General features: G+C 61.0%; 25 protein-coding genes. 14 read left to right on the top strand and 11 right to left on the bottom strand.

The genetic code is table 11. The features are described 5' to 3' along the window. Positions 1 to 486 precede the first annotated feature (486 nt). Genes EL191_RS07080 through EL191_RS07060 form a run of 5 tightly spaced genes read right to left on the bottom strand, consistent with a single transcriptional unit; the run spans position 487 to position 1802 of the window. On the bottom strand, positions 487 to 885 hold the full coding sequence (locus EL191_RS07080; RefSeq protein ID WP_126403466.1) for a hypothetical protein: 399 nt from the start codon (positions 883 to 885) through the stop codon (positions 487 to 489). Further along, the gene (locus EL191_RS07075; protein ID WP_126403465.1) at positions 878 to 1219 is read right to left on the bottom strand and encodes a hypothetical protein; all 342 of its coding nucleotides are present in this window, start codon (positions 1217 to 1219) and stop codon (positions 878 to 880) included. The genes EL191_RS07080 and EL191_RS07075 overlap by 8 nt, the downstream gene beginning before the upstream one ends. Further along, on the bottom strand, positions 1212 to 1427 hold the full coding sequence (locus EL191_RS07070) for a MerR family transcriptional regulator (RefSeq protein WP_126403464.1): 216 nt from the start codon (positions 1425 to 1427) through the stop codon (positions 1212 to 1214). Before EL191_RS07070 ends, EL191_RS07075 begins: the two co-directional genes overlap by 8 nt. Continuing rightward, positions 1414 to 1587 (bottom strand): Arc family DNA-binding protein, encoded by a 174-nt coding sequence (locus EL191_RS07065; protein WP_092374249.1) that lies wholly within the window; start codon positions 1585 to 1587, stop codon positions 1414 to 1416. Before EL191_RS07065 ends, EL191_RS07070 begins: the two co-directional genes overlap by 14 nt. Continuing rightward, positions 1584 to 1802: a hypothetical protein gene (locus EL191_RS07060; protein WP_059390727.1), complete on the bottom strand. Its 219-nt coding sequence runs from the start codon at positions 1800 to 1802 to the stop codon at positions 1584 to 1586. Before EL191_RS07060 ends, EL191_RS07065 begins: the two co-directional genes overlap by 4 nt. A 120-nt stretch (positions 1803 to 1922) precedes the next feature. Between EL191_RS07060 and EL191_RS07055 the strand changes: the two genes are divergently transcribed. Then, complete coding sequence (locus EL191_RS07055) at positions 1923 to 2189, top strand: DNA-binding protein (RefSeq protein WP_074940808.1); 267 nt, start codon at positions 1923 to 1925, stop codon at positions 2187 to 2189. Between the two features lie 490 nt (positions 2190 to 2679). On the opposite strand, the gene EL191_RS07045 is transcribed toward EL191_RS07055, so the two are convergent. Then, positions 2680 to 3690 carry a nucleoside triphosphate pyrophosphohydrolase family protein gene (locus tag EL191_RS07045; RefSeq protein WP_126403462.1) on the bottom strand — a complete coding sequence of 337 codons (1011 nt, stop codon included), beginning with the start codon at positions 3688 to 3690 and terminating at the stop codon, positions 2680 to 2682. Between the two features lie 693 nt (positions 3691 to 4383). Here EL191_RS07045 and EL191_RS07040 point away from each other — a divergent pair. From EL191_RS07040 to EL191_RS07015, 6 genes are all read left to right on the top strand, one after another. Further along, positions 4384 to 4689 (top strand): YceK/YidQ family lipoprotein, encoded by a 306-nt coding sequence (locus tag EL191_RS07040; protein WP_013714522.1) that lies wholly within the window; start codon positions 4384 to 4386, stop codon positions 4687 to 4689. A gap of 212 nt (positions 4690 to 4901) precedes the next feature. Next, on the top strand, positions 4902 to 6032 hold the full coding sequence (locus EL191_RS07035) for a mechanosensitive ion channel family protein (RefSeq protein ID WP_041977614.1): 1131 nt from the start codon (positions 4902 to 4904) through the stop codon (positions 6030 to 6032). A gap of 121 nt (positions 6033 to 6153) precedes the next feature. Continuing rightward, positions 6154 to 6816, top strand: a complete 663-nt coding sequence (locus tag EL191_RS07030; RefSeq protein ID WP_041977612.1) for a DsbA family protein — start codon at positions 6154 to 6156, stop codon at positions 6814 to 6816. A gap of 541 nt (positions 6817 to 7357) precedes the next feature. After that, positions 7358 to 8815, top strand: coding sequence for a sodium:solute symporter family protein (locus tag EL191_RS07025; RefSeq protein ID WP_041977609.1), 1458 nt, complete (start codon positions 7358 to 7360; stop codon positions 8813 to 8815). A 111-nt stretch (positions 8816 to 8926) separates the two neighbouring features. Continuing rightward, positions 8927 to 9625 (top strand): endonuclease, encoded by a 699-nt coding sequence (locus EL191_RS07020; protein ID WP_041977607.1) that lies wholly within the window; start codon positions 8927 to 8929, stop codon positions 9623 to 9625. Between the two features lie 102 nt (positions 9626 to 9727). After that, complete coding sequence (locus EL191_RS07015) at positions 9728 to 10726, top strand: hypothetical protein (protein WP_041977605.1); 999 nt, start codon at positions 9728 to 9730, stop codon at positions 10724 to 10726. Between the two features lie 44 nt (positions 10727 to 10770). Here EL191_RS07015 and EL191_RS07010 read toward each other — a convergent pair whose 3' ends face one another. Then, positions 10771 to 10968 carry a hypothetical protein gene (locus tag EL191_RS07010; protein WP_041977603.1) on the bottom strand — a complete coding sequence of 66 codons (198 nt, stop codon included), beginning with the start codon at positions 10966 to 10968 and terminating at the stop codon, positions 10771 to 10773. Positions 10969 to 11041: 73 nt separating this feature from the next. Here EL191_RS07010 and EL191_RS07005 point away from each other — a divergent pair, with 73 nt between their 5' ends. After that, positions 11042 to 12562: a sigma-54-dependent transcriptional regulator gene (locus tag EL191_RS07005; RefSeq protein WP_013714514.1), complete on the top strand. Its 1521-nt coding sequence runs from the start codon at positions 11042 to 11044 to the stop codon at positions 12560 to 12562. Positions 12563 to 12755: 193 nt separating this feature from the next. Here EL191_RS07005 and sodC read toward each other — a convergent pair whose 3' ends face one another. Next, on the bottom strand, positions 12756 to 13307 hold the full coding sequence (gene sodC / locus EL191_RS07000) for a superoxide dismutase family protein (protein ID WP_041977600.1): 552 nt from the start codon (positions 13305 to 13307) through the stop codon (positions 12756 to 12758). A gap of 331 nt (positions 13308 to 13638) precedes the next feature. Between sodC and gcvH the strand changes: the two genes are divergently transcribed. The 4 genes from gcvH (at position 13639) to gcvT (ending at position 19525) form a co-directional block, all read left to right on the top strand. Continuing rightward, positions 13639 to 14022, top strand: a complete 384-nt coding sequence (gene gcvH / locus EL191_RS06995; RefSeq protein WP_013714512.1) for a glycine cleavage system protein GcvH — start codon at positions 13639 to 13641, stop codon at positions 14020 to 14022. A gap of 9 nt (positions 14023 to 14031) precedes the next feature. Further along, positions 14032 to 16884, top strand: coding sequence for an aminomethyl-transferring glycine dehydrogenase (gene gcvP, locus EL191_RS06990; protein WP_041977598.1), 2853 nt, complete (start codon positions 14032 to 14034; stop codon positions 16882 to 16884). Between the two features lie 193 nt (positions 16885 to 17077). Beyond that, entirely contained in the window at positions 17078 to 18331 is a 1254-nt protein-coding gene (gene glyA / locus EL191_RS06985; RefSeq protein ID WP_041977595.1) for a serine hydroxymethyltransferase, read from the top strand. Between the two features lie 69 nt (positions 18332 to 18400). Continuing rightward, a complete protein-coding gene (gene gcvT, locus EL191_RS06980) occupies positions 18401 to 19525 on the top strand; it encodes a glycine cleavage system aminomethyltransferase GcvT (RefSeq protein ID WP_041977592.1) in 1125 nt (374 codons plus the stop codon). 280 nt (positions 19526 to 19805) lie between these two features. Here the strand turns inward: gcvT and EL191_RS06975 are convergent, their stop codons facing one another. Further along, positions 19806 to 20384, bottom strand: a complete 579-nt coding sequence (locus tag EL191_RS06975) for an NADPH-dependent FMN reductase (RefSeq protein ID WP_013714508.1) — start codon at positions 20382 to 20384, stop codon at positions 19806 to 19808. A 77-nt stretch (positions 20385 to 20461) separates the two neighbouring features. Between EL191_RS06975 and soxR the strand changes: the two genes are divergently transcribed. Then, positions 20462 to 20920 carry a redox-sensitive transcriptional activator SoxR gene (gene soxR, locus EL191_RS06970; RefSeq protein WP_013714507.1) on the top strand — a complete coding sequence of 153 codons (459 nt, stop codon included), beginning with the start codon at positions 20462 to 20464 and terminating at the stop codon, positions 20918 to 20920. On the opposite strand, the gene EL191_RS06965 is transcribed toward soxR, so the two are convergent. Continuing rightward, positions 20917 to 21270, bottom strand: coding sequence for a 5-carboxymethyl-2-hydroxymuconate Delta-isomerase (locus tag EL191_RS06965; RefSeq protein ID WP_013714506.1), 354 nt, complete (start codon positions 21268 to 21270; stop codon positions 20917 to 20919). The two genes, soxR and EL191_RS06965, sit on opposite strands and share 4 nt — an antisense overlap. Positions 21271 to 21755: 485 nt before the next feature. On the opposite strand from EL191_RS06965, the gene EL191_RS06960 reads away from it, so the two are divergent. Next, positions 21756 to 23018, top strand: coding sequence for an OprD family porin (locus tag EL191_RS06960; protein ID WP_013714505.1), 1263 nt, complete (start codon positions 21756 to 21758; stop codon positions 23016 to 23018). Between the two features lie 174 nt (positions 23019 to 23192). Here the strand turns inward: EL191_RS06960 and EL191_RS06955 are convergent, their stop codons facing one another. Next, positions 23193 to 24320: a M14 family metallopeptidase gene (locus EL191_RS06955; protein WP_041977590.1), complete on the bottom strand. Its 1128-nt coding sequence runs from the start codon at positions 24318 to 24320 to the stop codon at positions 23193 to 23195. Between the last annotated feature and the right edge of the window lie 103 nt (positions 24321 to 24423).

Below are 24423 nucleotides of genomic sequence, written 5' to 3'. Positions count from 1 at the left end.
TGCGGAAGTTTTCGTCTTACTTTCTGACGTGTTACAGGGGCGTCAGCGGCGCGCGGCGCCCGCCGGGGGCCCCGCCCGCAAGCGGGTTCCCTCCCCGTGCGCGCCGAGCGCACCGCCGCTGTCGCGCGCACGCGCGCCTCGTGCCTCGGCGTGCGTACGTGCGCTAGCGGCTTCGCACGCTTCTCTCTCCCTCCTGGGCTCGGGGTACTCACTGCGGTCTTTCCGGTCGAACAGGCACGGTTGTTCCTGGATGTAGGAAGGCACCTGAGGACGATCAAAGGGCGGGAGGCTGGCGTACCAGAGAAAGGCGCTCAGTAGAGCCAGGAACATGAGGTGCAGGCAGTCAGCGAAGTGCAGCGGGCGGGACTTGATCAACACCAAGGGCTTTGCCCTTGTCATCCCACTCTTGCCGCCGAGGGCTCGGGAGCGCGGGGCGGTGAAGCTGCCCCACTCTCCCGTGGTCAGGCTCGTTTTCATGGCGTGGGGTCAAGGGTGCGCTGCGCCCGTGCTTCCGTTCGACGGAACGGTGGAGCTGTTCCGACGAGCCGGGAGCGCGGCCCCTGACCCGGATGCATCGGCGGAATGGGTCAGGGTCATGCGGCCCAGTACGTTGCCGGAACCATGCCGGTCGCGGTACCGCATCGCCCTGATAGAGCAGATATCGTCGAAGTAGAACTCGTTCGGGTTGCGCGTGCTGGAGCTGAGTTCGACACCCAGGAAGCACGGGGCGCCCTGCATATCCGGCGTCGGGATCAGCACGCCGACAATCTGGATGCACTGCCAGAAGGATTCCGGCTCAGCATCCCAGGCGGTTTCAACCAGTACGGTCTTGCCGACATAACTCAGAGCAGTAGCGGCATCGAGCTGGATACGTTGCTTACGCATGGCGGCGCACTCCTTCCGTGGCCTGTCCCTGGAACATATGAGTCAGTGGCAGGCGGCCCAGCACCTTGGCGGGAGCGTGACGGTCACGGACAGCCCGAATGGTGTGGATGCTGTCGAAGTAGATTTCATCCGGAAAATCAGCGCTGCCGATAACTGGGAGTGTCAGGAAGTACCCCACTTCGTTAACGCCCTGGACTGGCACTACCACCCCAACGATATGTTTGAAACGCCAGATAGGTTCCGGGTCTCCCTCCCAGACAAGCTCGACAAGCACGGTCTGGCCGATGTAGCCGATAGCGGTGACAGGGTCGAAGGTCAGAGTCGGGCTAGACATGGGCGTAGTCCCCCTCCTTGAACTCGGTCTTGCCCTTCTCCAGATCGGCGCGGAGACGGGCAAGGTTGACCATGCGGAAGTCGGCCAGCTTCATGCTTGGGATGGTCTTGCTATCCACCCAGTTGATGACCTCTTCGACCGACACGCCGCTCAGCTCGGCGAAGGTCTTCACGCTGCACAGGTCGAGGCTTTCGTCAGGCTTGCTCATGGGTGCCCTCCTTGGCGGCTTTGTCCTGGGCGTAGCTCGCTTCCAGGCGAATGACGACTTCCGAGTTCATCGAACGGCGCGAGGCGAAGGCGGACTGTTCGATCTTGGCGCGCAGCTCGGGCGGTACGCGCAGCTTGAATTGCGGGTCTGTTCGGCTCACAGCGTCCACTCCTGTTCCAGTAGCTGGCGGGTCAGCAACGCCACGTTGACCATGGTGCGTTTGCCGACCTTCTGCGAAGGCAGGTAGTTACGTTCTACCCAGGTGCGTACCACGATGGGTTCGTCGCCCATGCCGATCCACTCGGCGAACTTCTGCCACGGCATCAAGGGCGGTGCACCGTGCAGCTTTTGCGGGTCGAGACCTTCCGTATCCATAAGCTTTAATCCACTATGTTCGGCATTGATCCCACTGGACATGGGAAATATTTAACCACTGAGGAATTATTTACCACCGTGGTTCGGATGGCAAACTATTTCCCAATCGCAATTTCTTATATGACGACATCAGCAGATAGAGCCAGGCTATTACTAAGAAAACTCGGCCCGAAGAAGACCAGCGAATACGGCGGGGAATACGAGAGATGGAGAAGCGTGAGCAAAGGGATTGTCAGGGTCAGCACTGAAGAAATAGACGTGCTCGTGAAGATCTATCCGCAATACGCCCTCTGGCTGGCAAGTGGTCAGATAGCACCGGAGTCTGGTCAGACCAGCCCAGACTACGACGAAGCCAACCGAAACTTGAGCCAACCCAACGCGGGATAGCGATCACCCAGGAAGCAGCTAGGCGCTGGTATGCCCGTACGGAAAGGAATCAGAGCAAGTAACCAAGGAATGATCAGAGAACGATTGATAGACGTATGGGACAGAAAGAAGCTCTCAGCCCCTAAGCTTGAGAAGCTGACAGGCATTGATCGCAGCAGCTGGTATCACCTGAGAAATGGAAAGCGACGAGCCAACGAGCAGGACATTGAGGCCATTGTGCAGATGTTCCCTCAATACGCCTTCTGGATCGCGAGTGGGCAAATAGCGCCCGAGATTGGCCAGACCAGCCCAGACTACGACGAAGCCAACCGAAACTTGAGCCAACCCAACGCGGGATAGCGATCACCCAGGAAGCAGCTAAGCGCTGGTATGCCCGAACACATGGAGCCAAGTGTCATTAGACAAATCGCCAGAACGTCCAACTCTGTAACTAAGAAAGTTGCAAATGAAGCCAGAGCTTTCGCAGTTACAGAGCCGACTATCAAACCTTTTACATCCAGCCAAATTTCTCCGCCATTGAAGTTAGCATAGTTACGATTGAGGATATTTTTCTTCCTGTTTCATCTACACTACCAACAGCACCGTTAATATCATCCAAAACCATTTTTGCTTGATTAATAGTTCTAACAGCACTAGTAGTCGATCTAGACTCTTTCGCGGAGTCCAAAGAACCCACCACAAGATCAAGCTTATCTTTATATGCTGGAACCAGCAAAATCAGCTCTTCAATCTTCGCACGGAATTTTTCAAGCTCCTCTATCTCGACTAACCGCTCGCCTCGATCACTGTGATCCGGACATTTACAAGTTGAATTACTACAAACCGGACAACCATCATAATAATAACCAATAAATTCATCATTGAGGCTAAGCTTTGGATAGACAATACCCCAAGTAGACAACAACCAAGCAAAAACGTCGGCCAACTCCTCTCCAATATTTTCAGACTTTCGGACACCCTTAGCGAAGCCGGTATATGCCTCATGGACTTCGCCTAGCTCCTCCAAAACGCGATAAAATTGAAACGTTGGGCCGGCTGCATTCCAAATATGCTTATTCGCAGGATACAAATCATTTATTCTTTCGACTGCTTTATCAAGCATAAGCTTTGGGCTGCTCAACTTAGCAATCCTATATTTTGACTGTATCTCCTCAGAGGCCTTCCATTCAGGCACATAATCCACTGGCTTCTTACCTGTTTTTATACAAATACAAGGCTTTACCAGACAGTACGGACACACATCCGGATACTTCTTTAGAAAGGCATCTTCCAAATCAATTTTCAACTTGGAGGACAACGCAAAAAGCCACGAATAAGTTTTAATAAAATTATCTTTAGACTCTCCTTTCTCCCCTATTACTCTAGAGAGATAGGCGGCATTCCTGAACAAATAAGAAAACACATATTCCATTGAATGCCGATCATTCACCTCCCCATAAAGATTTGAGATATAATCCTGATACTCTTTGATCGATGACGGCTTGACTTCAAGACTCTTCATTGTAGCTCCTTAATATTTTTCAACTCACTTATATATACTTATAAAAAGCGTCAAGCTTACTTAAACCCTAACGCTTACCAAAAAGGACCTAGCAGTAAATTTTTAACGCTAGAGAATGCATTAATAAACTCATCACGCCACTCTATTTCAAGCCTGTCGAATATATTCGTACAAGCGGACTGCTTGACTTGAGTTAAGTGCGCAAGAAGCAGGTGCTAGCTCCGCAGTAGTCATGAAGAAGTCTCCGATCTTCGAAACACTACAGACAAGCGCAACAAGCTCATTTGCATCTAGGGGAATGTCATCCATGGCTGACTCCGGCAGGCCTCCTTGTAATAGCCAAACGCTACCCCTCAGCCTCATAGCTGTCTAGCTAGCGTGTCGAAAAAGTGTCGAAAACACTGCGAGAGATAGCGGAAAAATGCTGTTCTGGCAGGGCAGCAATGCTAGAAAAGCCGGGCTTTGCGGATCACAGCGAAGGGCCGGAAAGGGTTCGATTCCCATCACCCGCTCCAGACAGCCAAGCAAAAGCCCCGTCATCACTGACGGGGCTTTTTCGTTTCTGCTTCCCGCATAACAGGGTGAACCTCGCCACATCCTCCGCTGTGGGTGGCGAACTGAAGTTGTGGCATGAAGCTGAGGTGCGTACTCTGCGACGCGGCCAGGGTGGCCTCAGTCGGAAAAGGATGTCTCATGCTCAAACATATCTATCGAATCTTCGCGCTGGCCGTTCTAGTGGGTGCGCTCGCCGGTTGCGGCACGCTGTTCGGGCGAAATGGCAGTTACTACGGACCCGATTACTACTCAGGCACTGCATACGACTTCGGCGTTCTGTTGGGCTCTGACGAAGTCAATCGCGGCTACTTTCCGGCCACGGCATGGTGCTGGCTATCGGTCGTGTGCCCAGTACTGACGGTTTTTTCACTGCCTGTGGACGCTGCTGTCGATACCGTCATGCTCCCGCATGACATCTATCAGGCGAACAAACCGATCGAGTAATCGCAGAGACGAAGAGGCCCATGCCTTCTTGCGCTGTTAGCTCGAGCAAAACCAGGCAGATTGATGCTCGGCTCTCCACATTTTTAAAAGCCCCCCAAGCAAAGGCAGTCTCTCCCAGCGAGCCAAAACCAAGACCACTCGCCCTTTCCCCGGAACTTCTGCACCTCAACACCACCAGAAACCTATATGCATTTTTCTGGAGGCCCCTGGCGATGGAACAGTGGAATATCTGGCTTGACCGCGATCTCTGGCTCAACGTGGCGATTGTGGTGGTGGCCACGGCGCTGATCTACAGCGTGTTGCGTGCCGTGGTCGGCACACTGCACAAGCGGTTGATGGCCTGGTCGAAGGATCAGGACGGCAGTTGGCCGCACTTCGTGGCGGTGGTGATCGGGCGTACCAGCCGCGTGCTGCTGCTGGCCTTTTCCCTGTTGCTGGCGTTACGCCTGCCAGAGCTGCCTGGCAGTTGGCAGAGCGCGCTGAGCCATACCTGGTTCGTCGCGCTGGCCTTGCAGGTGGCGCTGTGGGTCGATACCGGGGTGCGCCTGTGGTCGCGCAGCCTGGTGATGAAGAAGAGCGGTGGTTACAACCCGGTGATGACAACCATCATCAGCATCATGATCCTGATCGTGGTGTGGTCGGTGATGTTGCTGTCGATCCTGGCGAATCTGGGGGTGGATATCACTGCGCTGGTGGCCAGCCTGGGTGTCGGCGGTATCGCCGTGGCGCTGGCGGTGCAGACGGTACTCAGCGATGTGTTCGCCTCGCTGTCGATCGGCGTCGACAAGCCCTTCGAGATCGGCGACTTCGTGGTGTTCGGCGAGGTGGCCGGCACCATCGAGCATATCGGCCTGAAGACCACCCGCATCCGCAGCCTCAGTGGCGAGCAGGTGGTGTGCGCCAACGCTGATCTGCTGCGGCAGATCGTGCACAACTACAAGCGCATGAATACCCGCCGCATCGTCTTCAAGTTCGGCATCAACTACGACACGCCGAGCGACAAGGTTCGTGAGGTGGCAGAACGAGTCGGCGACATCATTCGCGCCACGCCCAAGACCCGCTTCGACCGCGCGCATTTCCTCGGTTTCGACGAAAGCCAACTGACCTTCGAGGTGGTGTATATCGTGCAGAGCTCGGACTACAACCAGTACATGGATATTCAGCAGGAGATCAATCTGCAGTTGCTCGATGCCCTGCGCGAGCTGGGTGTACGTTTTGCCCTGCCCCGTCGCGACCTGCGCCTGGTGGGCGAGAGAATGCCGATCATCAAGGTTGCCGGTCTGCCGCAACAGACCGAAGCGGATGACAGCGAACGGGACCAGCGTTTACCGAAGTTCAGCTAGCGACAGCAAGCAGATAGCCAGGCACCATAATTTGCGCGCTTGGCGCAACAAAGCTGTGACTGGTACGCGGTATATCTGCGCATGGCGCAACGATAGAGTGGGCGCACAGGAGACTTCGCCCATGACTTCGCAAACCCTCGAATTGCAGTACTTCTTCGATCCGCTCTGTGGCTGGTGCTATGCCAGCGCGCCTGCTCTGACGGGATTGGCCGAGCGTCATGGCAACGCGCTGCGAATGATGCCGATAGGCCTGTTCATGCTGCCTCGTCCCATGGCGAGCATTGCCGAACATGCCTGGCAGAATGACCAGCGCATCACCACGCTCACGGGTCAACGCTTCAGCGAGGCTTATCGGTTTAAGGTGCTGGAAGCAGGCGATGGGGTGTTCGACTCGACACCGCTGACTCGAGCACTGACGGCATTGGGCGAGCAGGATGCAGCGTTGGAACCGCGCCTGTTGCATGCCGCCCAGCTCGCTCGCTATGTCGATGGCGTAGACACCTGTCGCGCTGAAGCGGTAGCGCAGATCGCCATGGAGATCGCGCAAGACGCGGGGCTCGACCTGGATACCGCCGTGTTCGCCGCTCGCCTGCGTGAAGACTCTGCCCTGGCAGATACCACCACCCGCCGCGTCGCCCTGGCCCAGCAGGCCATGCGAGTGCTACCCGCCGGTGGCGTGCCGCAGTTGCTGGCCCGGATCGATGGCGAGCCTCATGTGATTGCTGGGCAGCACCTGTATCGTGGCCCGCAACAACTACTGGAACACATTCAGGCACTGCGGTGATGCGGGTCACTCAAGGTTCCAGGCACTTGCCCGCTCTGCCCTCCCTCTAGGAAGGGCAGAGAAATACAGTGAGTCTGCCTGCCCATTCGCTCTCTAGCGCCCTACCCAGCATGGCAAAGGCCAGGGATAGCGCATGCAGGGCAAGAGCTGGGCGTCGCCAATTCGCAACGGATTCTCGTCAAGCCTCCCTTGTTCGTACCAGACACCACCTGGCCATCAAGCCACCGCTCAACCGTAAAATATCCGAAACGTTTGATTCTCCTGCCCTCCGACAACGCATTGCTTATCAGACACCTGATAACCAACCAGCGTATCGCTTGTCGTTTTTTAGGGGGTTCACGCCGTAACTGTTTGACATATTTTACGGCTTTGGCAGACTGCTCGCCCGTTGCGGCAAATGACCACGAACCCGGCAAAGCGAATGCCTGTGGGGCGTCGCTCGCCAGTCGTGACGCGCCATGAAAACAACAATTCTGTCTGTCCAGGCGGCATAGCGGCATCGCCCACGCCGGACGACGGGCGAGCCACTGGTATTCATCCAATGCTGATCTGGTTTGTTGCGATCTACCTGCTGTTCACCGTCGGTGTCGGCTTCTATGCATCCACCCGTGTCAAAAATTCCAAGGATTTCGCTGCAGGCGGCAGGAGCATGTCCTTCCCGCTGGTAGCGGCCATGGTGTTCGCCACCTGGTTCGGCTCCGAAGCATTGCTGGGCATCCCCGCCACCTTCATCGAAGAAGGCTTCGCCGGTATCGTCGAGGACCCATTTGGCTCGTTCGGCTGCCTGATGCTGGTCGGCCTGATCTTCGCCCGCCCGCTGTATCGCATGAACCTGCTGACCATTGGCGACTTCTTTCGCAAGCGCTACGGCCCGCACGTGGAGATCTTCACCAGCCTGGTGATCATCGGCTCCTACCTGGGCTGGGTGGCGGCGCAGTTGACCGCTCTGGGCGTGGTGTTCAACGTGCTGTCCGACGGTTCCATCAGCACCACCCAGGGCATGCTGATCGGCACGGCCATCGTCCTGCTCTACACCCTGTTCGGCGGCATGTGGTCGGTGGCGCTGACCGACTTCATGCAGATGATCATCATCGTCGCCGGCTTGGTGTACCTGACCTGGCTGATCGGCGACATGGCCGGCGGCGCCGATGTGGTGATCAGCCACGCCGCCGCCGAGGGCAAATTCACCTTCATGCACGCCTTCGAACCACGGGATATCGTTGCCTTCATCGCGGCGGCGGTTACGCTGATGCTCGGTTCCATTCCGCAGCAGGACGTGTACGCCCGCGTGATGTCGGCCAAGACCGAGAACATCGCCGCTCGGGCCTCGATGGCCGGCGCGGTGTTCTACCTGTCGTTCTGCATGCTGCCGATCTTCCTGACCTACGCGGCCTCGCTGATCGACCCGGCCATGGTGCAGAAGTGGCTGGCCGAGGACGCGCAAATGATCCTGCCGCACCTGATCATGGAGCGCACGCCACTTTTCGCCCAGGTGATGTTCTTCGGTGCGCTGCTGTCGGCGATCATGTCCACCGCCTCGGGCACGTTGCTGGCACCGTCGGTGACCTTTACCGAAAACATCCTGAAGAACTTCGTGCCCGCGATGAGCGACCGCCAGTTCCTGCTGGCCATGCGCGTCAGCGTGGTGGCGATGACCGTCGCGACCTCGGTATTCGCCCTGCACTCCACGGCGAGCATCTACGAGATGGTCGGCAACGCCTACAAGGTGACGCTGGTTGCTGCCGTGGTGCCGCTGTTCGCCGGCCTGTTCTGGAAGCGTGCGACCACTCAGGGCGCGCTGCTGGCCATCATCCTGGGTCTGTCGAGCTGGATTGCTCTGGAGCTGACCTATCAGGAAACCGATTTCTGGCCACCACAGCTGGCAGGCCTGTTGATCAGCCTGCTGGGGATGTTGGTTGGCTCGCTGCTGCCGCAGCTCAGCCGCGACCGTGGCTACAGCGTGCAGACCATCACCGCATCGGCCTCCAGCAACAATTGATGCGTGGTGCCCTCCTCGCCAGAGAAGGGCGCTTTGCCACCATATAAGCCTTTGAAAAACATCAATTTTCCATCTTCACATCGACAGCGGTGACGGCTACTCTGCCGCCCCATGATTCGACGTCTACTGCCCCTGCTCTGCTGTTTCACAGCCCTTTCCCTGCACGCCGCACCCGCCACTTTCGCCGAGGCCAAGCGCCTGGCCTGGCCGCTGTATGCGCAGCAATCCACAGAGTTCTATTGCGGCTGCAAGTACAGCGGCAATCGGGTCGACCTGCGTTCCTGTGGCTACACGCCGCGCAAGAATGCCAACCGCGCCCAGCGCATCGAGTGGGAACATATCGTCCCGGCCTGGGTGATCGGTCATCAGCGCCAGTGCTGGCAGAAAGGCGGCCGCAAGAACTGCGCAGCCAACGACGTGCAGTTCCGCAAAGCCGAGGCCGACCTGCACAACCTGGTGCCGAGCATCGGCGAAGTGAACGGCGATCGCAGCAACTACAGCTTCGCCTGGCTCCCGCAGAAACCACATCAGTACGGGCGGTGCGAGACGGTGGTGGACTTCAAGGCGCGCAAGGTGATGCCGCGCCCGGCCATTCGCGGGATGATCGCGCGCACCTACTTCTACATGTCCGACCGCTACAAGCTGCGCCTGTCGAAACAGGATCGGCAACTCTATGAAGCCTGGAGCAAGGCCTACCCGCCTAGGGTCTGGGAGCAGCAGCGCAACCAGCAGGTCGCCTGTGTGATGGGCTGGGGCAACCCTTATGTGGGCAAGGTGGATATGAGCCGCTGTGCGCCACGGCGCGGATGACACCCAGTTGACGCATCGCGCCCGCTACGCACGACGCATGCGCGTTGATCCGGCGGCGAGCAGCTCTTAAGCTGCCGCACATTGCGCCTACAAGGATGTGCCATGATTCCCGTAAACCCCACCGCCATGCTGCTTGGAGCGCTGCTCCTGCTGTTTTCCATGATCTGCGTGCCCGGCCTGCTGGGCCTGCTCGGTGCCAGTCTGCACCCACGCGCCAGAGCGTTCATGCTGGCCAGGCGCAAGCGATTCGGGTTTTTCGCCCTATTCTTCCTCGTCGGCAGTTTGCCAGCCCTGCAACTACTGATCTGGCAGGTGCAGAGTTCGTATGAAGCGCGCGCACTCGATCAGCGTCTGGAGTCCGAGCAGGTACTCGGCGAGCTGGTGCTACCCGCCGGAACCCAGGTGAAGCTGGCACGCCTGAAGCCCGCCGACGACTTCAGAGGCGAACCTCTCCCACATGGGTTGCAAAGTCTGCAGCACGCCGAGTTCACCAAGCAGCCTGGTAACGTACGCGGCGCGCCGGTAAGCAGTCTGCATCTGGACGATATGCGCGCCAGGGTGCGTCTGGCAGAGGATGCGCGGCTCGACGGTTGGCTGTGCTCGGCGACGGAGGATGTCACCTTCAGCTATCCGCTCGGCGCCCGCTTCAAACCGGCAGACTGGCAACTGGATAGCTGCACCCTGGCAGCAGGCAGCGAGGTGGCGGGCGTCGTCTGGCCGCAAGCGATCACCTTACAGGCACTGGAGAAAGGGCGCTGGCAGCTGGCGCCCGGCCACGCGCCGGTTCACCTCCAAGGGCTCTACTTATGGGTCTGGAACATCTGGCTCGACGGTCCCTACGGCGCGCTGCAAGGCTGGAACGGCCTGTTGGTCGAACCACTCGAACTTGGGCCGATGCATTACCCGGCTGACACACGGGTACGCGCTTACCGCGGCAATCTGCTGTTCAGCCCGTACGATGACTCGCCTGCAAAAGACCGACGCGACGGCCAATTGCTCGAGCCGAACATGTCGGTGGAGCAGAACGCAGCCGGCGAGGTGTTGGGCGTTCATGACAATGAGGACGTCGGCGTGATCGACTGGTTCACGCTGACGCCCTGAAGGCATCGCGGCTGAAGCCGCTCCTACACACCTACACCTGTGGACTACGCAAGACGCTGCAACTCGCGCCGCACCATGTTGGCGAACTCCGGCGGGCTGAGCTGGTACAACTCCTGCGCTACCCAGGGTAGCCAGCGCCCCTGCAGCTCGGCCTTGCGCGCCAACAGGCGCTGGGCCTCAGCTTCGGCGCGGGCCTGGTGCTCACGGTGATAATCGGCGCGGCTCGATTTTTTTGTACTCACGCTGTTGCCCTTTTCCTCATGCGCGGCAGAGCAGGCATAATCGCGGCCTGTTCGCCCATTTCGACCTTCATCTATGCGCATCCACGTCAGCTTCATCGACCGCGTCGGCATCACCCAGGAAGTCCTGGCGCTGCTTGGCGGACGTAATCTGAACCTCGATGCGGTGGAGATGGTACCGCCAAACGTCTATATCGACGCGCCGACCCTGAGCGCCGAGGTACTCGAAGAGCTGCGCGGCGCGCTGCTGCAGGTGCACGGTGTGCAGAGCGTCGAGGTGGTGGACATTCTGCCCGGCCAGCGCCGCCGCCTGCAGCTCGATGCGCTGCTCGCGGCCATGCCCGATCCAGTGCTGGCGGTGGATGATCGCGCCACCGTGCTGCTGGCCAACCCCGCATTGATCGACATCTGCGAGCGCCCGCCCGAGGGGCTGAGCATCGCCGCGCTATTCTCCGACGACGCGCTGCAACGCTCGCTGCTCGCCGCCGGTTTCCATCAGCCGCTACGCGAAGTGAACTTCGCCGGCCAGCCACTGCTGCTCGACGCCCAGCCGATCACCGAAGACGGGCGCCTGACCGGCGGCCTGCTCACCCTCTACGCCCCGAGCCGCATGGGCCAGCGCCTGGCCGCGTTGCATCATGATCACGCCGAGGGCTTCGACTCGCTGCTCGGCGAGTCCGCTCCGATTCGTGCCCTCAAGGCCCGCGCCCTGCGCGTGGCATCGCTCGATGCGCCGTTGCTGATTCATGGCGAAACCGGTACCGGCAAGGAGCTGGTGGCACGCGCCTGTCATACCGTCAGCGTGCGTCGCACCGCCCCCTTCCTCGCCCTGAACTGCGCGGCCCTGCCGGAGAACCTGGCCGAGAGCGAGCTGTTCGGCTACGCCCCCGGCGCCTTTACCGGCGCCCAGCGCGGCGGCAAGCCGGGGCTGCTGGAGTTGGCCAACCAGGGCACGGTGTTTCTCGACGAGATCGGCGAGATGTCGCCCTACCTACAGGCCAAGCTGCTGCGTTTTCTCAGCGATGGCAGCTTCCGCCGCGTCGGTGGCGACCGCGAGGTGAAGGTGGATGTGCGCATCCTCAGCGCCACTCACCGCGACCTGGAAAAGATGGTGGCCGAAGGCAGCTTCCGCGAGGATCTGTTCTACCGCCTCAACGTGCTCAATCTGGAAGTACCGCCGCTGCGCGAGCGCGGCCAGGACATCCTGCTGCTGGCCCAGCACTTCATGGCCCAGGCCTGTGCGCAGATCCAGCGCCTGCCCTGCCGCCTAGCGCCGACCACCTTTCCAGCCCTGTTGGCCGGTCGCTGGCCAGGCAACGTGCGCCAGTTGCAGAACGTGATCTTCCGCGCAGCTGCCATCTGCGACAGCAACTGGGTGGAGATGGACGACCTGGATATCGCCGGCACCGAAGTGGCGCCAAGGGTGGAAGGGGAAGTCGCCAGCCTGGAACAGGCCATGGACGAATACGAGAAGGCGCTGCTGGAAAAGCTCTACGACAGCCACCCTTCCAGCCGCCAACTGGCCGCGCGCCTGGGCACCTCGCACACCGCCATCGCCAAACGCCTGCGCAAATACGGGATACCAGGCAAGCAGTAAGGCAATCACCTGCAGTAGGGTGGGTTAGGCGCCTTTCTAGATATTGATTGCCCCTCCGGTTCAGATGCGCAGTAACCCACCATCGGCACAACGCGGAAGACCGCCTGGTGGGTTACGCGGCGCACCACGACCGCAGTGCCTGAGAGCTCACCTATTGGCGCCGCTAAACCACCCTACGGCTCTCGGCATTGAGTCAAATCGGCGTGGTGCTGGTCGGCACCTTGATCACCCCGCAGGCCACGCGCGCACCGCCGCCGCCCAGAGGTTGCGGATGATCGGCATGATTGTCGCCACCGGCATGAATCATCAGCGAGCGGTTATGCAGGTCCTCCAGACGCTTGAGTCGCGGCGCCAGCACCGGCTGGCTGGCGTTGCCATCCTCGGTGACGAGCAAAGCCGGCAGGTCGCCGAGATGGGCATCGTCTTCCCAGGGGAAACCGTGGCGGCCGGCGTTCTGCGGGTCCCAGTGGCCACCTGCGGCACCAGCGGGCGTCATCTTGCCATCCACCTGCGCGGCATTGCAGTTGGCCTCGGTGTGCACGTGGAAACCGTGGACGCCAGGCTCCAGCCCCTGCAGATCAGGGGTAAACACCAGCCCGTAAGGTGACTGGCTAATGGTCACGGTGCCGACAGATGCACCAGTGCCTTTCTCGGTGGCCTGCTCGAGCGTCACCGTAACGGTCTCGCTGGCCTGCAGGCTGGTGGTACCAAGTAGTGCGAATGCTAGTGGAATCAGGGATTTCATGATCGATCTATCTCCTTGTCGATGAAGCCTCCCAGTTACCGACCCTCGATCCTCCGAGCGGTTCCAGCCACATGCCGTATCGATATCGATCCACCGTAACGATTAGGCAACATCCACCTGGAAGCCGCGTCACGACTCGTGCGACGCAAACTTTTCCATTTGCGACGTACGGTTTCGTAGCGATATCGTTCCACCCCACTGTTAGAGAATATCGAAAATATATTTAAGTTATTGATTTTATTGATATTTTTATCATTGGCACTCACATTGCAATCATCTCTCTACCTGCCCGCCACCTAGAAGCGGACACCTTTACCTCTGAGGAGTTGACATGAGCGAGTTGCGTTTCACCGCCGATCACGAATGGCTGCGTCTGGACAACGATGGTCTGGTTACCGTCGGCATCACCCATTACGCCCAGGACGCGCTCGGCGATGTGGTTTATGTGCAACTGCCGGAAGCCAAGTCCTACACCCAGGGCGAGGAAGTGGCCGTACTGGAGTCGGTCAAGGCCGCCAGCAATATCGTCATGCCGCTGGACGGCGAGATCGTCGAGGTCAACGCTGACTTGGAAGGCAGCCCGGAGCTGGTCAACGAATCGCCGCTGGACAAGGCCTGGTTCTTCCGCATGCGCCTGGCCGACAACGCCGTGCTGGCCGACCTGCTGGACAAGGCCGGCTATGATCGTCTGTTGAACGCCAACGCCGACGCCTGAGTGACCGCCATGACCAAGCTCGATACCCAGAACGAATTCATCGCCCGCCACATCGGCCCGCGCGATGCCGACACCGCAGCCATGCTGCAACTGCTCGGCTATGACTCGGTCGACGCGCTGACCAATGCGGTGATCCCCGAGAGCATCAAGGGCACCAGCATCCTCGGCGAGCAACCGGGCCTGTCGGAAGCCGACGCCCTGGCCAAGATCAAGGCCATCGCCGCCAAGAACCAGCAGTTCAAGAACTACATCGGCCAGGGTTACTACGGCACCCACACGCCGAGCCCGATCCTGCGCAACCTGCTGGAAAACCCGGCCTGGTACACCGCCTACACCCCGTACCAGCCGGAGATTTCCCAGGGCCGCCTGGAAGCGCTGCTGAACTTCCAGACCCTGATCAGCGACCTCACCGGCATGCAGATCGCCAACGCATCCTTGCTGGATGAAGCCACCGCTGCTGCCGAGGCCATGACCTTCTGCAAGCGTCTGTCGAAGAACAAGGTTGCCAACACCTTTTTCGTTTCCCAGCACTGCCACCCGCAGACCCTCGACGTGCTGCGCACCCGTGCCGAGCCGCTGGGCATCGACATCGAAGTCGGTGACGAAGCCGCCATCACCGACGCCAGCGCCTACTTCGGTGCGCTGCTGCAGTACCCGGCGAGCAACGGCGACATCTTCGACTACCGCGCCCTGGTCGAGCGCTTCCACGCCGCCAATGCCCTGGTCGCCGTAGCCGCCGACCTGCTGGCCCTGACCCTGCTCACCCCACCGGGCGAGTTCGGTGCCGACGTGGCCCTGGGCAGCGCCCAGCGCTTCGGTGTACCGCTGGGCTTCGGTGGCCCGCACGCTGCCTACTTCGCCACCCGCGACGCGTTCAAGCGCGACATGCCGGGCCGCCTGGTCGGCATGTCGGTGGACCGCTTCGGCAAGCCGGCCCTGCGCCTGGCCATGCAGACCCGCGAGCAGCACATCCGCCGCGAGAAGGCCACCAGTAACATCTGTACCGCCCAGGTGCTGCTGGCCAACATCGCCAGCATGTACGCCGTGTACCACGGCCCGAAAGGCCTGACCGCCATCGCCGAGCGCGTGCACAGCTTCACCGCCATCCTCGCCCTGGGCCTGACCAAGCTGGGCCACAGCGTCGAACAGCAGCACTTCTTCGACACCCTGAGCATCAAGACCGGCGCCAAGACCGCCGAGCTGCATGCCAAGGCCCGTACCGCCGGCATCAACCTGCGCGAGATCGACGCCGAGCGGCTGGGTCTGTCGCTGGACGAAACCACCGACCAGGCTGCCGTCGAGGCGCTGCTGAACCTGTTCGCCGGTGACCAGGCCGCCCCTGCCGTCAGCGAATTGGCCGCGCAGATCGCCAGCCGCCTGCCTGAGGGGCTGCTGCGCCAATCGGCGATCCTGCAGCACGAAGTGTTCAACCGCTACCACAGCGAAACCGAGCTGATGCGCTACCTGCGCAAGCTGGCCGACAAGGACCTGGCCCTGGATCGCAGCATGATCCCGCTGGGCTCCTGCACCATGAAGCTCAACGCCGCCAGCGAGATGATCCCGGTCACCTGGCCGGAATTCGGCAACCTGCACCCGTTCGCTCCGCTCGAGCAGGCTGCCGGTTACACCCAGCTGACCACTGAGCTGGAAGCCATGCTCTGCGCCGCCACCGGCTACGACGCCGTGTCGCTGCAGCCCAACGCCGGTTCCCAGGGCGAGTACGCCGGCCTGCTGGCCATCCGCGCCTATCACCTGAGCCGTGGCGACGATCAGCGCGACATCTGCCTGATCCCGCAATCGGCCCACGGTACCAACCCGGCGACCGCCTCCATGGCCGGTATGCGCGTGGTGGTCACCGCCTGTGATGCACGCGGCAACGTGGACATCGCTGATCTGAAGGCCAAGGCCGAAGAGCACAAGGATCGCCTGGCCGCGATCATGATCACCTACCCGTCCACCCACGGTGTGTTCGAGGAAGGCATCCGCGAGATCTGCCAGATCATCCACGACAACGGCGGCCAGGTTTACATCGACGGCGCCAACATGAACGCCATGGTCGGTCTGTGCGCCCCGGGCCAGTTCGGCGGCGACGTCTCCCACCTGAACCTGCACAAGACCTTCTGCATCCCGCACGGTGGTGGCGGCCCGGGCGTCGGCCCGATTGGCGTCAAGTCGCACCTGGCGCCGTTCCTGCCGGGCCATGCGCATATGGCACGTAAGGAAGGTGCAGTCAGCGCCGCGCCGTTCGGCAGCGCCAGCATCCTGCCGATCACCTGGATGTACATCACCATGATGGGCGGCAACGGCCTCAAGCGTGCCTCGCAGATGGCGATTCTGAACGCCAACTACATCGCCCGTCGCCTGGAAGAGCACTACCCGGTGCTGTACTCCGGTGAAGGCGGCTTGGTGGCGCACGAGTGCATCCTCGACATCCGTCCGCTCAAGGACAGCAGCGGCATCAGCGTCGACGACGTGGCCAAGCGCCTGATCGACTTCGGCTTCCATGCCCCGACCATGTCCTTCCCGGTGGCCGGCACGCTGATGATCGAGCCGACCGAGAGCGAGTCCAAGGAAGAGCTGGATCGCTTCTGCGACGCCATGATCGCCATCCGCGAGGAAATCCGCGCGGTCGAGCAAGGCCGTCTGGATAAAGACGACAACCCGCTGAAGAACGCCCCGCACACCGCCCTGGAGCTGGTTGGCGAGTGGAACCACGCCTACAGCCGCGAGCAGGCCGTGTACCCGCTGGCGACCCTGATCGAGGCCAAGTACTGGCCGCCGGTCGGCCGCGTGGACAACGTCTACGGCGACCGCAACCTGGTCTGCGCCTGCCCGTCCATCGAGGCGTATCAGGACGCGTAATGAACCGCCCCTCTCCCGCTTGCGGAAGAGGGGCCGGGGGAGAGGGTAAAGCGGTTGTCTACGCAGCCCCCTCTCCCTAGCCCTCTCCCCAAGGGGAGAGGGAACCGTTCTTCGCTTCATCCAGTTTCTTTCGGCTCCCCTTACCGGGGCGGGCCTTTTTCATCCCGAGAAAAACGATAAAGAGGGCCTCACCATGTTCAGCAAGCACGACCAACTGCAAGGCTATGACGACGCCCTGCTCGCGGCGATCCAGGCCGAAGAACAGCGCCAGGAAGACCATATCGAGCTGATCGCCTCGGAGAACTACTGCAGCCAGCGCGTCATGCAGGCGCAAGGCAGCGGCCTGACCAACAAGTACGCCGAAGGCTATCCGGGCAAGCGCTACTACGGCGGTTGCGAGCATGTGGACAAGGTCGAGGCACTGGCCATCGAACGCGCCAAGCAGCTGTTCGGCGCCGACTACGCCAACGTCCAGCCGCACTCCGGCTCTTCGGCCAACAGCTCCGTGTACCTCGCACTGCTGAACGCGGGCGACACCATCCTCGGCATGAGCCTGGCACACGGCGGCCACCTGACCCACGGCGCCAAGGTGTCGTCCTCGGGCAAGCTGTACAACGCCGTGCAATACGGCATCGACGAGAACGGCCTGATCGATTACGACGAAGTCGAGCGCCTGGCCGTCGAGCACAAGCCGAAGATGATCGTCGCCGGCTTCTCGGCCTACTCGCGCGTGCTGGACTTCCCGCGTTTCCGCGCCATCGCCGACAAGGTTGGCGCACTGCTGTTCGTCGACATGGCTCACGTTGCGGGCCTGGTCGCTGCCGGTCTGTACCCGAACCCGGTACCGTTCGCCGATGTGGTCACCACCACCACGCACAAGACCCTGCGCGGCCCGCGCGGCGGCCTGATCCTGGCGCGCAAGAACGAGGAGATCGAGAAGAAGCTCAACTCCGCCGTCTTCCCCGGCGCCCAGGGCGGCCCGCTGATGCACGTGATCGCGGCCAAGGCGGTGTGCTTCAAGGAAGCACTGGAGCCGGGCTTCAAGACCTACCAGCAGCAGGTGATCGACAATGCCCGCGCCATGGCCGCGGTGTTCGTCGAGCGCGGCTATGACGTGGTCTCCGGCGGTACCGACAACCACCTGATGCTGATCAGTCTGGTCAAGCAGGGCCTGACCGGCAAAGCGGCCGACGCGGCGCTGGGCGACGCTCACATCACCGTGAACAAGAACGCCGTGCCGAACGACCCCCAGTCGCCGTTCGTCACCTCCGGCATCCGCATCGGTACCCCGGCGGTGACCACTCGCGGCTTCAAGGAAGGCGAATGCCGCACCCTCGCCGGCTGGATCTGCGACATCCTCGACGACCTGGAAAACCCGGCCGTGATCGAGCGCGTGCGCGGCCAGGTCGCCGACCTGTGCGCCACCTACCCGGTCTACGCTGACTGATACCCGACTGACCACGGGCCGCACGGCGGCCCCAACCGGTGCGCGCGACGCACCCAACAGGAAATCGACATGACCACTGAAACTCTCGCCAAGACTCCACTGCACGCCCTGCACCTCGAACTCGGCGCGCGCATGGTGCCTTTCGCCGGCTATGACATGCCCGTGCAGTACCCGCTGGGCGTGATGAAGGAGCACCTGCACACCCGCGACGCCGCCGGCCTGTTCGACGTCTCGCACATGGGCCAGATCCTGCTGCGTGGCGAGCACGCCGCGCGCGCTCTGGAAACCCTGGTGCCGGTGGACATCATCGACCTGCCGGTGGGCATGCAGCGCTACGCCATGTTCACCGATGCCCAGGGCGGCATCCTCGACGATCTGATGGTCGCCAACCTGGGCGACGACACCCTGTACGTGGTGGTCAACGCCGCCTGCAAGGATCAGGATCTGGCGCACCTGAAGAAGCACATCGGCGAGCAGTGCCAGATCGAGTGCCTGTTCGAAGAGCGCGCCCTGCTCGCCCTGCAAGGCCCGAAAGCGGTCGACGTGCTGGCCCGCCTGGCCCCTGAAGTGAGCAAGATGACCTTCATGCAGGTCGCCCGCGTGCGCCTGCTGGGCAGCGAGTGCATCGTCAGCCGCAGCGGCTACACCGGCGAAGACGGTTTCGAGATTTCCGTCGCCGCCGATCAAGCCGAAGCCCTGGCGCGCAGCCTGCTGGCCGAGGCCGGAGTCGAGGCTATCGGCCTGGGCGCCCGTGACTCGCTGCGCCTGGAAGCCGGCCTGTGCCTGTACGGCCATGACATGAGCAGCGCCACCACGCCGATCGAAGCCAGCCTGCTGTGGGCGATTTCCAAGGTGCGCCGCGCTGACGGCGAGCGTGCCGGCAACTTCCCGGGCGCCGAGCGCGTATTCGAGCAACAGCAGAAAGGTGTAGCGCGCAAACGTGTCGGCCTGCTGCCGCAGGAACGCGTGCCGGTGCGCGAAGGTGCGGAAATCGTCGATGCCGACGGCACCGTGATCGGTCAGGTAAGCAGCGGCGGCTTCGGTCCGACTCTCGGTGCACCGGTCGCGATGGGCTACGTCAATGCCAGCCACACCGCCATCGACAGCGACGTCTGGGCCGTGGTGCGCGGCAAGCGCGTGCCGATGAAAGTGGCCAAGACCCCATTCGTGCCGCAGCGCTACTACCGCGGCTGAGGGCTTCGCAGGGCATGATGCGAAAGCGACATCAGCCTGGTGAACAAGCCCCTGCCCGGATTATTTTCGGAGGGGCTTCAACCGCGCCGCCAGCGTCGCTTTAGGTCAGAAACAGCAGCCCGCTACCAATGCCATTCGCGGACAAGTCCGCTCCCACAGAAGCAGCGAGATAGAGTTGCTGGATTTACGGGAGCGGACTTGTCCGCGAAAATCTCGTAGCCCGGATGCAACCCGGAGAGCCCCTCAGAAGCTCCCGGATTGCATCCGGGCTACGTCGTCTCTACCCCCTGATCCGCTCGTAAGGCACCCGCTCGCGGCCGGCACGCAGCGTCTGTGCCCACCAGTTCAGTTGCACCAGCGTATGCGCCATCGCCGAGTTGGCACGTCGTGGCTCGCTCAACCGCCCCTGATCGTCGAACTGTTCCCAGGCATTGGTGAAGCTCACCGAGCTGCGCACCGTCATGGCATGAAGTTCGGCCAGCACCTGACGCAGTTGCTCCACCGCACGCAGCCCGCCGGACACCCCGCCATAGCTGACGAACCCCACAGGCCGCGCTTCCCAGGATGCCGGCACCTCGTCGATGAACTGCTTGAGCGCCGCCGGATAGCCGTGGTTGTACTCCGGGGTGACAATCAGAAAGGCGTCGGCGCGCAGCAGATGCTGCAGCGACTGATGGCGTTGCTCGGCAACGGCTTGCGCTTCACCCGCCTGGCGGAACATCACGGCCGGATCGACAAGGCTCAGCTCGAACTCACTACGTTGCTCGATCTGCTCACGCGCCCAGGCCACCACCTGATCACAGAAGCGCTCTTCACGCACACTGCCGTAAATCAGTACCAGTCGAATGCGGTCCTGCATGGAGATACCCTCGGTGTTGTTTATCAAGGCCTGCGAGGGTAAAACCTCAACTTAACTTGAGGTCAAGAGGAAGTTTCATGTCTGCATCACACGAACGCCTGGAACGGCCACTCACCGTCGGTCAGGTCGCCGAGCGCAGCGGGGTGAATGTTTCCACTCTGCATTTCTACGAGGCCAAGGGGCTGATTCACAGCCATCGCAACGCTGGTAACCAGCGTCGTTATCCACGGCAGATATTGCGCCGGGTTGCCTTGATCAAGGTGGCGCAGCGCCTGGGCATTCCGCTGGCGGATATCGGCGCGATCCTCGCCACGCTACCGCAGGATCACACGCCCACCGCAGCCGATTGGCAGCGCTTTTCGCAGCATTGGAAACAGGAACTGGACGCCCGTATCGAGCGTTTGACCAGGTTGCGTGATCAACTTACCGGCTGCATCGGTTGCGGCTGCCTATCAATGGCCGACTGTCCGCTACGCAACCCCGAGGATCGCCTGGGCAGCCAGGGAAGTGGTCCGCGTCTGCTTGAAGGCGATTAATCCTCCAGGCAATTGCGCCGATTGCTAAAGGTCTCTCGACGAATATCCCGCATATCCAGCGATATCGCCGGCACCTGCGGCAGGCGCGCCACCAGCGCCCGCACGATACGCCGGGACAGGGCGCGCTTGTCCGCATCACTACGGCCGGCCAGCACGTAGAAGACCAGATGCACGAACAGACCCGGCTCGCCGCCAACACAGTGATGCTCGTACAGGCTCAAACGCACCTTGACCTCACCAGGCTGGAACAGACCACTGTCGGCCGCCTGGTCATGCACCAGTTGCACCAGTTCCTGCGGCGCAATCAGCTCACTTACCTCGCGGGCAGCTTCGATCAGGCAATGCGGCATGGGTAAGTCCTTGATGTAAGTAAATTTGTCATACGTTATCACACAACAAAAATACAGCCGACCAATGTCGCTTCCCTGTCTTCACATGAGCCGTGATAGTTCCACAACGCCGTTATACCCAGTCTTTACCGGCATGTATCACTCAGACTTTCGTCTAGCCATGCGTTGACAAGCGATGAAAATGCTGTCGATAATCCAGCAAGTTGTATGACGACATATGACAACGATAACAACAAGAATCAGGGCCAGAATATGACTACCCTCGCCTCTCCCTCAGCACAGCAGCGCCTCGCCTGCCCGGCACTCATCGCCACCGCACGCCTTAGACCCGGATTCGCCGGAGGCTGACGCCAGCCACCAGCAATGACCGGCCGCGTTCGGCCGGGCTGTCGCCCTCTACGGGGCAAACACAACATTCCCATCATGCCGGTCCTGATGCAGACCAGCAGGGGATGGTTCGTTCAAAAACTGGGAGCACATCAATAATGACCGCACGCAACATCGTTCCACTGGCCCTGCTCGGCAGCACGGCTCTGGCCCTGGTTATGCCGACCGCCACGCACGCTGCCGGCTTCGTCGACGACGCCAAAGTCACCCTCGGCCTGCGCAACTACTACTTCAACCGTAACTTCCTCAACCAAACCCAAAGCGGTCAGGGTCAGGCCGAAGCCTGGACCCAGAGTTTCATTCTCGATGCCCGCTCTGGCTACACCCAGGGCACCGTCGGTTTTGGTCTCGATGTACTCGGCCTGTACGCGGTAAAACTCGACGGCGGCCGTGGCACGCCGGGCAGCCAGTTGCTGCCGGTGCATGACGATGGCCGCCAGGCCGATGACTTCGGTCGTACCGCCGTGGCCGCGAAAGCCAAGTTCTCCAAGACCGAGCTGAAGGTCGGCGAGTGGTTCGCCGTGCTGCCGATCCTGCGTGCTGACGACGGTCGCTCACTGCCGCAAACCTTCCAGGGCGCGCAGATCACTTCCAACGAAATCGACGGCCTGACCCTCTACGGCGGCCAGTTCTGGAAGAACAGCCAGCGTAATGATGCCAGCCGCGAAGAAATGGCTTTCAACTCGGGTACCGGCTTTGGTCTCGTAGAAGGTGACGACTTCAACTTCGCCGGCGGTGAGTACCGCTTCAACGGTAACAACACCATGGTCGGCGTCTGGCACGCTCGCCTGGAAAACGTTTACCAACAGAGCTACGCACAACTGACCCACAGCCAACCGGTCGGCGACTGGGTACTGGGCGCCAACCTCGGTTACGTGACGGGTAAAGAAGAAGGCTCGGCCAAGGCCGGCAACCTGGACAACAAGGTGTACCAGGGCGCGTTGTCCGCCAAGCGCGGCAACAACACCTTCACCGTGACCTACCAGAGGCTCAGCGGCGATACCAAGTTCATGCGTATCGACGGCGCAAGCGGCGGCTTGCTGGTCAACGATGGCTTTACCAATGCCTTCGACGCCCCGGAAGAGCGCTCCTGGCAGGTTCGCCATGACTACAACTTCGCCGGTATGGGCATTCCAGGTCTGACCCTGATGAACCGCTACACCAGTGGCTCCAACATCCACACTGGTGGCCGTACCGACGCTGAAGAGTGGTCTCGTGAATCCGAGCTGGCCTACACCATCCAGGAAGGCTCGCTGAAGAACCTGAGCATCCGCTGGCGCAACTCCGACCTACGCCGCGACGTAGGCGCTGATCTGCACGAGAACCGTCTGATCATCAACTATCCGCTGTCGATTCTGTAATACCGGACGCTTCACTACGTCCTATTGACTCCTGTGTGTTAACGGCACTTTACGCCCGTCCTCGTGACGGGCTTTTTTTGCCTGCCAACCTTGACGCACCCCGTGCCAAGTTAAGCCTTAAGGTGCGCCGTGCGCACCGGCTTGTTGCGTGAGAAGCGGTGCGCACGGCGAACCCTACCTCAGGGTCGCGGCCATCTGCGCCAGTACCGTCAATACATCCTGCCCCAGCTTCTGCGAGCGCGCGCCGTTCCAGCCGGTGCGTGGCTGCGGGTTGTCATCGTGGTCCTTGAACGGCATCTCGATGGTGAACGACAGGCAATCGAAGGCCTCGCCCACCGCATTGCAGGCCAGGGTCAGGTTGGCCTGGCCCGGCTCATCTCGCGGATAACCGAAGCGGGTCTGGAACTCGGCGCCGATAGCCACAAGACGACTGCGGAAGTCTTCTTCCAACGCTGCCAGCCGTGGGGTGTAGCCCGGATTGCCTTCGCAGCCGGCGGTGAACACATGAGGGATTTCCTCGTCGCCATGGATATCGAGGAACAGGTCAACACCGATGCGCTGCATATGCTGCAGCACGAACAGCACTTCCGGGCTGCGCTCCGAGCTGGCCGACTGCCAGGCACGATTGAGGTCCTGTCCGGCGTAATTGGTGCGCAGGTGACCACGATAGGCGCCGTCCGGGTTCATGTTCGGCACCAGATAGAACTCGGCCTCGCGCAGCAACGCGACAATCTCGGCGTCCTGTGGATTCTGCAGGCGCTCGATCAGCCCTTCCATGAACCACTCGGCCATGTGCTCGCCGGGGTGCTGCTGGGCAATGATCCATAGCTTACGCGCGGCGCCTGCCTGGCCGCCGATACGCAGCAGTTGGATATCACGCCCCTCCAGGCTTCTGCCACTGGCCACCAACTCGGCGCCGTCTTCCAGTGCCTTGGCAATCAGGCGCTCGTGTCGCGCTCGCGGGTAGGGCTCGAAATAAGCGAACCAGACACGCTCGTGCTCGGCCTGCAACTCGAAGTGCAACTGACCGTCCTGATAGCGGGTCGGTACGCGAAACCAGTCCTGCTGGTCGTAACTGGCCGCGGCCTGGTAACCGTCCCAGGCGCGGTTATAGGCCGATTGCCCGGCATTGGTCAGGTTGAAGCCATAACGCTGGCCTGGCTGCAGACCAGCGACCTGAAAGTGAAACCACTGGAAATGGTGGCTGTTGAGATCCGGCCGCATGGCCAGCAATACATGTTGCGGGTCACTGGCGTCGATGACCTGGATATTGCCGCTGTCGAAATCCGCACTGATCTTCATGGCTGCCTCTTGAGCAAAATCAACGCTCAGGATTGCAGTTCATGGCACGAGTGTGAAGTCGACACTGCTCAGGCGCATCCGAGCGAACTAAGGTGAGCGAGGC

It is taken from the genome of Pseudomonas mendocina (assembly GCF_900636545.1).
GTDB classification, from domain to species: Bacteria; Pseudomonadota; Gammaproteobacteria; order Pseudomonadales; family Pseudomonadaceae; genus Aquipseudomonas; species Aquipseudomonas mendocina.
This window is presented reverse-complemented; position numbering and strand designations above follow the sequence as displayed.

Excerpts from the sequence above, each read along its gene's own strand:
- EL191_RS07080 (WP_126403466.1), bottom strand. The coding sequence starts at position 885 with ATGCGTAAGCAACGTATCCAGCTCGATGCCGCTACTGCTCTGAGTTAT.
- EL191_RS07075 (WP_126403465.1), bottom strand. The coding sequence starts at position 1,219 with ATGTCTAGCCCGACTCTGACCTTCGACCCTGTCACCGCTATCGGCTAC.
- EL191_RS07070 (WP_126403464.1), bottom strand. The coding sequence starts at position 1,427 with ATGAGCAAGCCTGACGAAAGCCTCGACCTGTGCAGCGTGAAGACCTTC.
- EL191_RS07060 (WP_059390727.1), bottom strand. The coding sequence starts at position 1,802 with ATGGATACGGAAGGTCTCGACCCGCAAAAGCTGCACGGTGCACCGCCC.
- EL191_RS07055 (WP_074940808.1), top strand. The coding sequence starts at position 1,923 with ATGACGACATCAGCAGATAGAGCCAGGCTATTACTAAGAAAACTCGGC.
- EL191_RS07045 (WP_126403462.1), bottom strand. The coding sequence starts at position 3,690 with ATGAAGAGTCTTGAAGTCAAGCCGTCATCGATCAAAGAGTATCAGGAT.
- EL191_RS07040 (WP_013714522.1), top strand. The coding sequence starts at position 4,384 with ATGCTCAAACATATCTATCGAATCTTCGCGCTGGCCGTTCTAGTGGGT.
- EL191_RS07035 (WP_041977614.1), top strand. The coding sequence starts at position 4,902 with ATGGAACAGTGGAATATCTGGCTTGACCGCGATCTCTGGCTCAACGTG.
- EL191_RS07030 (WP_041977612.1), top strand. The coding sequence starts at position 6,154 with ATGACTTCGCAAACCCTCGAATTGCAGTACTTCTTCGATCCGCTCTGT.
- EL191_RS07025 (WP_041977609.1), top strand. The coding sequence starts at position 7,358 with ATGCTGATCTGGTTTGTTGCGATCTACCTGCTGTTCACCGTCGGTGTC.
- EL191_RS07020 (WP_041977607.1), top strand. The coding sequence starts at position 8,927 with ATGATTCGACGTCTACTGCCCCTGCTCTGCTGTTTCACAGCCCTTTCC.
- EL191_RS07015 (WP_041977605.1), top strand. The coding sequence starts at position 9,728 with ATGATTCCCGTAAACCCCACCGCCATGCTGCTTGGAGCGCTGCTCCTG.
- EL191_RS07005 (WP_013714514.1), top strand. The coding sequence starts at position 11,042 with ATGCGCATCCACGTCAGCTTCATCGACCGCGTCGGCATCACCCAGGAA.
- sodC (WP_041977600.1), bottom strand. The coding sequence starts at position 13,307 with ATGAAATCCCTGATTCCACTAGCATTCGCACTACTTGGTACCACCAGC.
- gcvH (WP_013714512.1), top strand. The coding sequence starts at position 13,639 with ATGAGCGAGTTGCGTTTCACCGCCGATCACGAATGGCTGCGTCTGGAC.
- gcvP (WP_041977598.1), top strand. The coding sequence starts at position 14,032 with ATGACCAAGCTCGATACCCAGAACGAATTCATCGCCCGCCACATCGGC.
- glyA (WP_041977595.1), top strand. The coding sequence starts at position 17,078 with ATGTTCAGCAAGCACGACCAACTGCAAGGCTATGACGACGCCCTGCTC.
- gcvT (WP_041977592.1), top strand. The coding sequence starts at position 18,401 with ATGACCACTGAAACTCTCGCCAAGACTCCACTGCACGCCCTGCACCTC.
- EL191_RS06975 (WP_013714508.1), bottom strand. The coding sequence starts at position 20,384 with ATGCAGGACCGCATTCGACTGGTACTGATTTACGGCAGTGTGCGTGAA.
- soxR (WP_013714507.1), top strand. The coding sequence starts at position 20,462 with ATGTCTGCATCACACGAACGCCTGGAACGGCCACTCACCGTCGGTCAG.
- EL191_RS06965 (WP_013714506.1), bottom strand. The coding sequence starts at position 21,270 with ATGCCGCATTGCCTGATCGAAGCTGCCCGCGAGGTAAGTGAGCTGATT.
- EL191_RS06960 (WP_013714505.1), top strand. The coding sequence starts at position 21,756 with ATGACCGCACGCAACATCGTTCCACTGGCCCTGCTCGGCAGCACGGCT.
- EL191_RS06955 (WP_041977590.1), bottom strand. The coding sequence starts at position 24,320 with ATGAAGATCAGTGCGGATTTCGACAGCGGCAATATCCAGGTCATCGAC.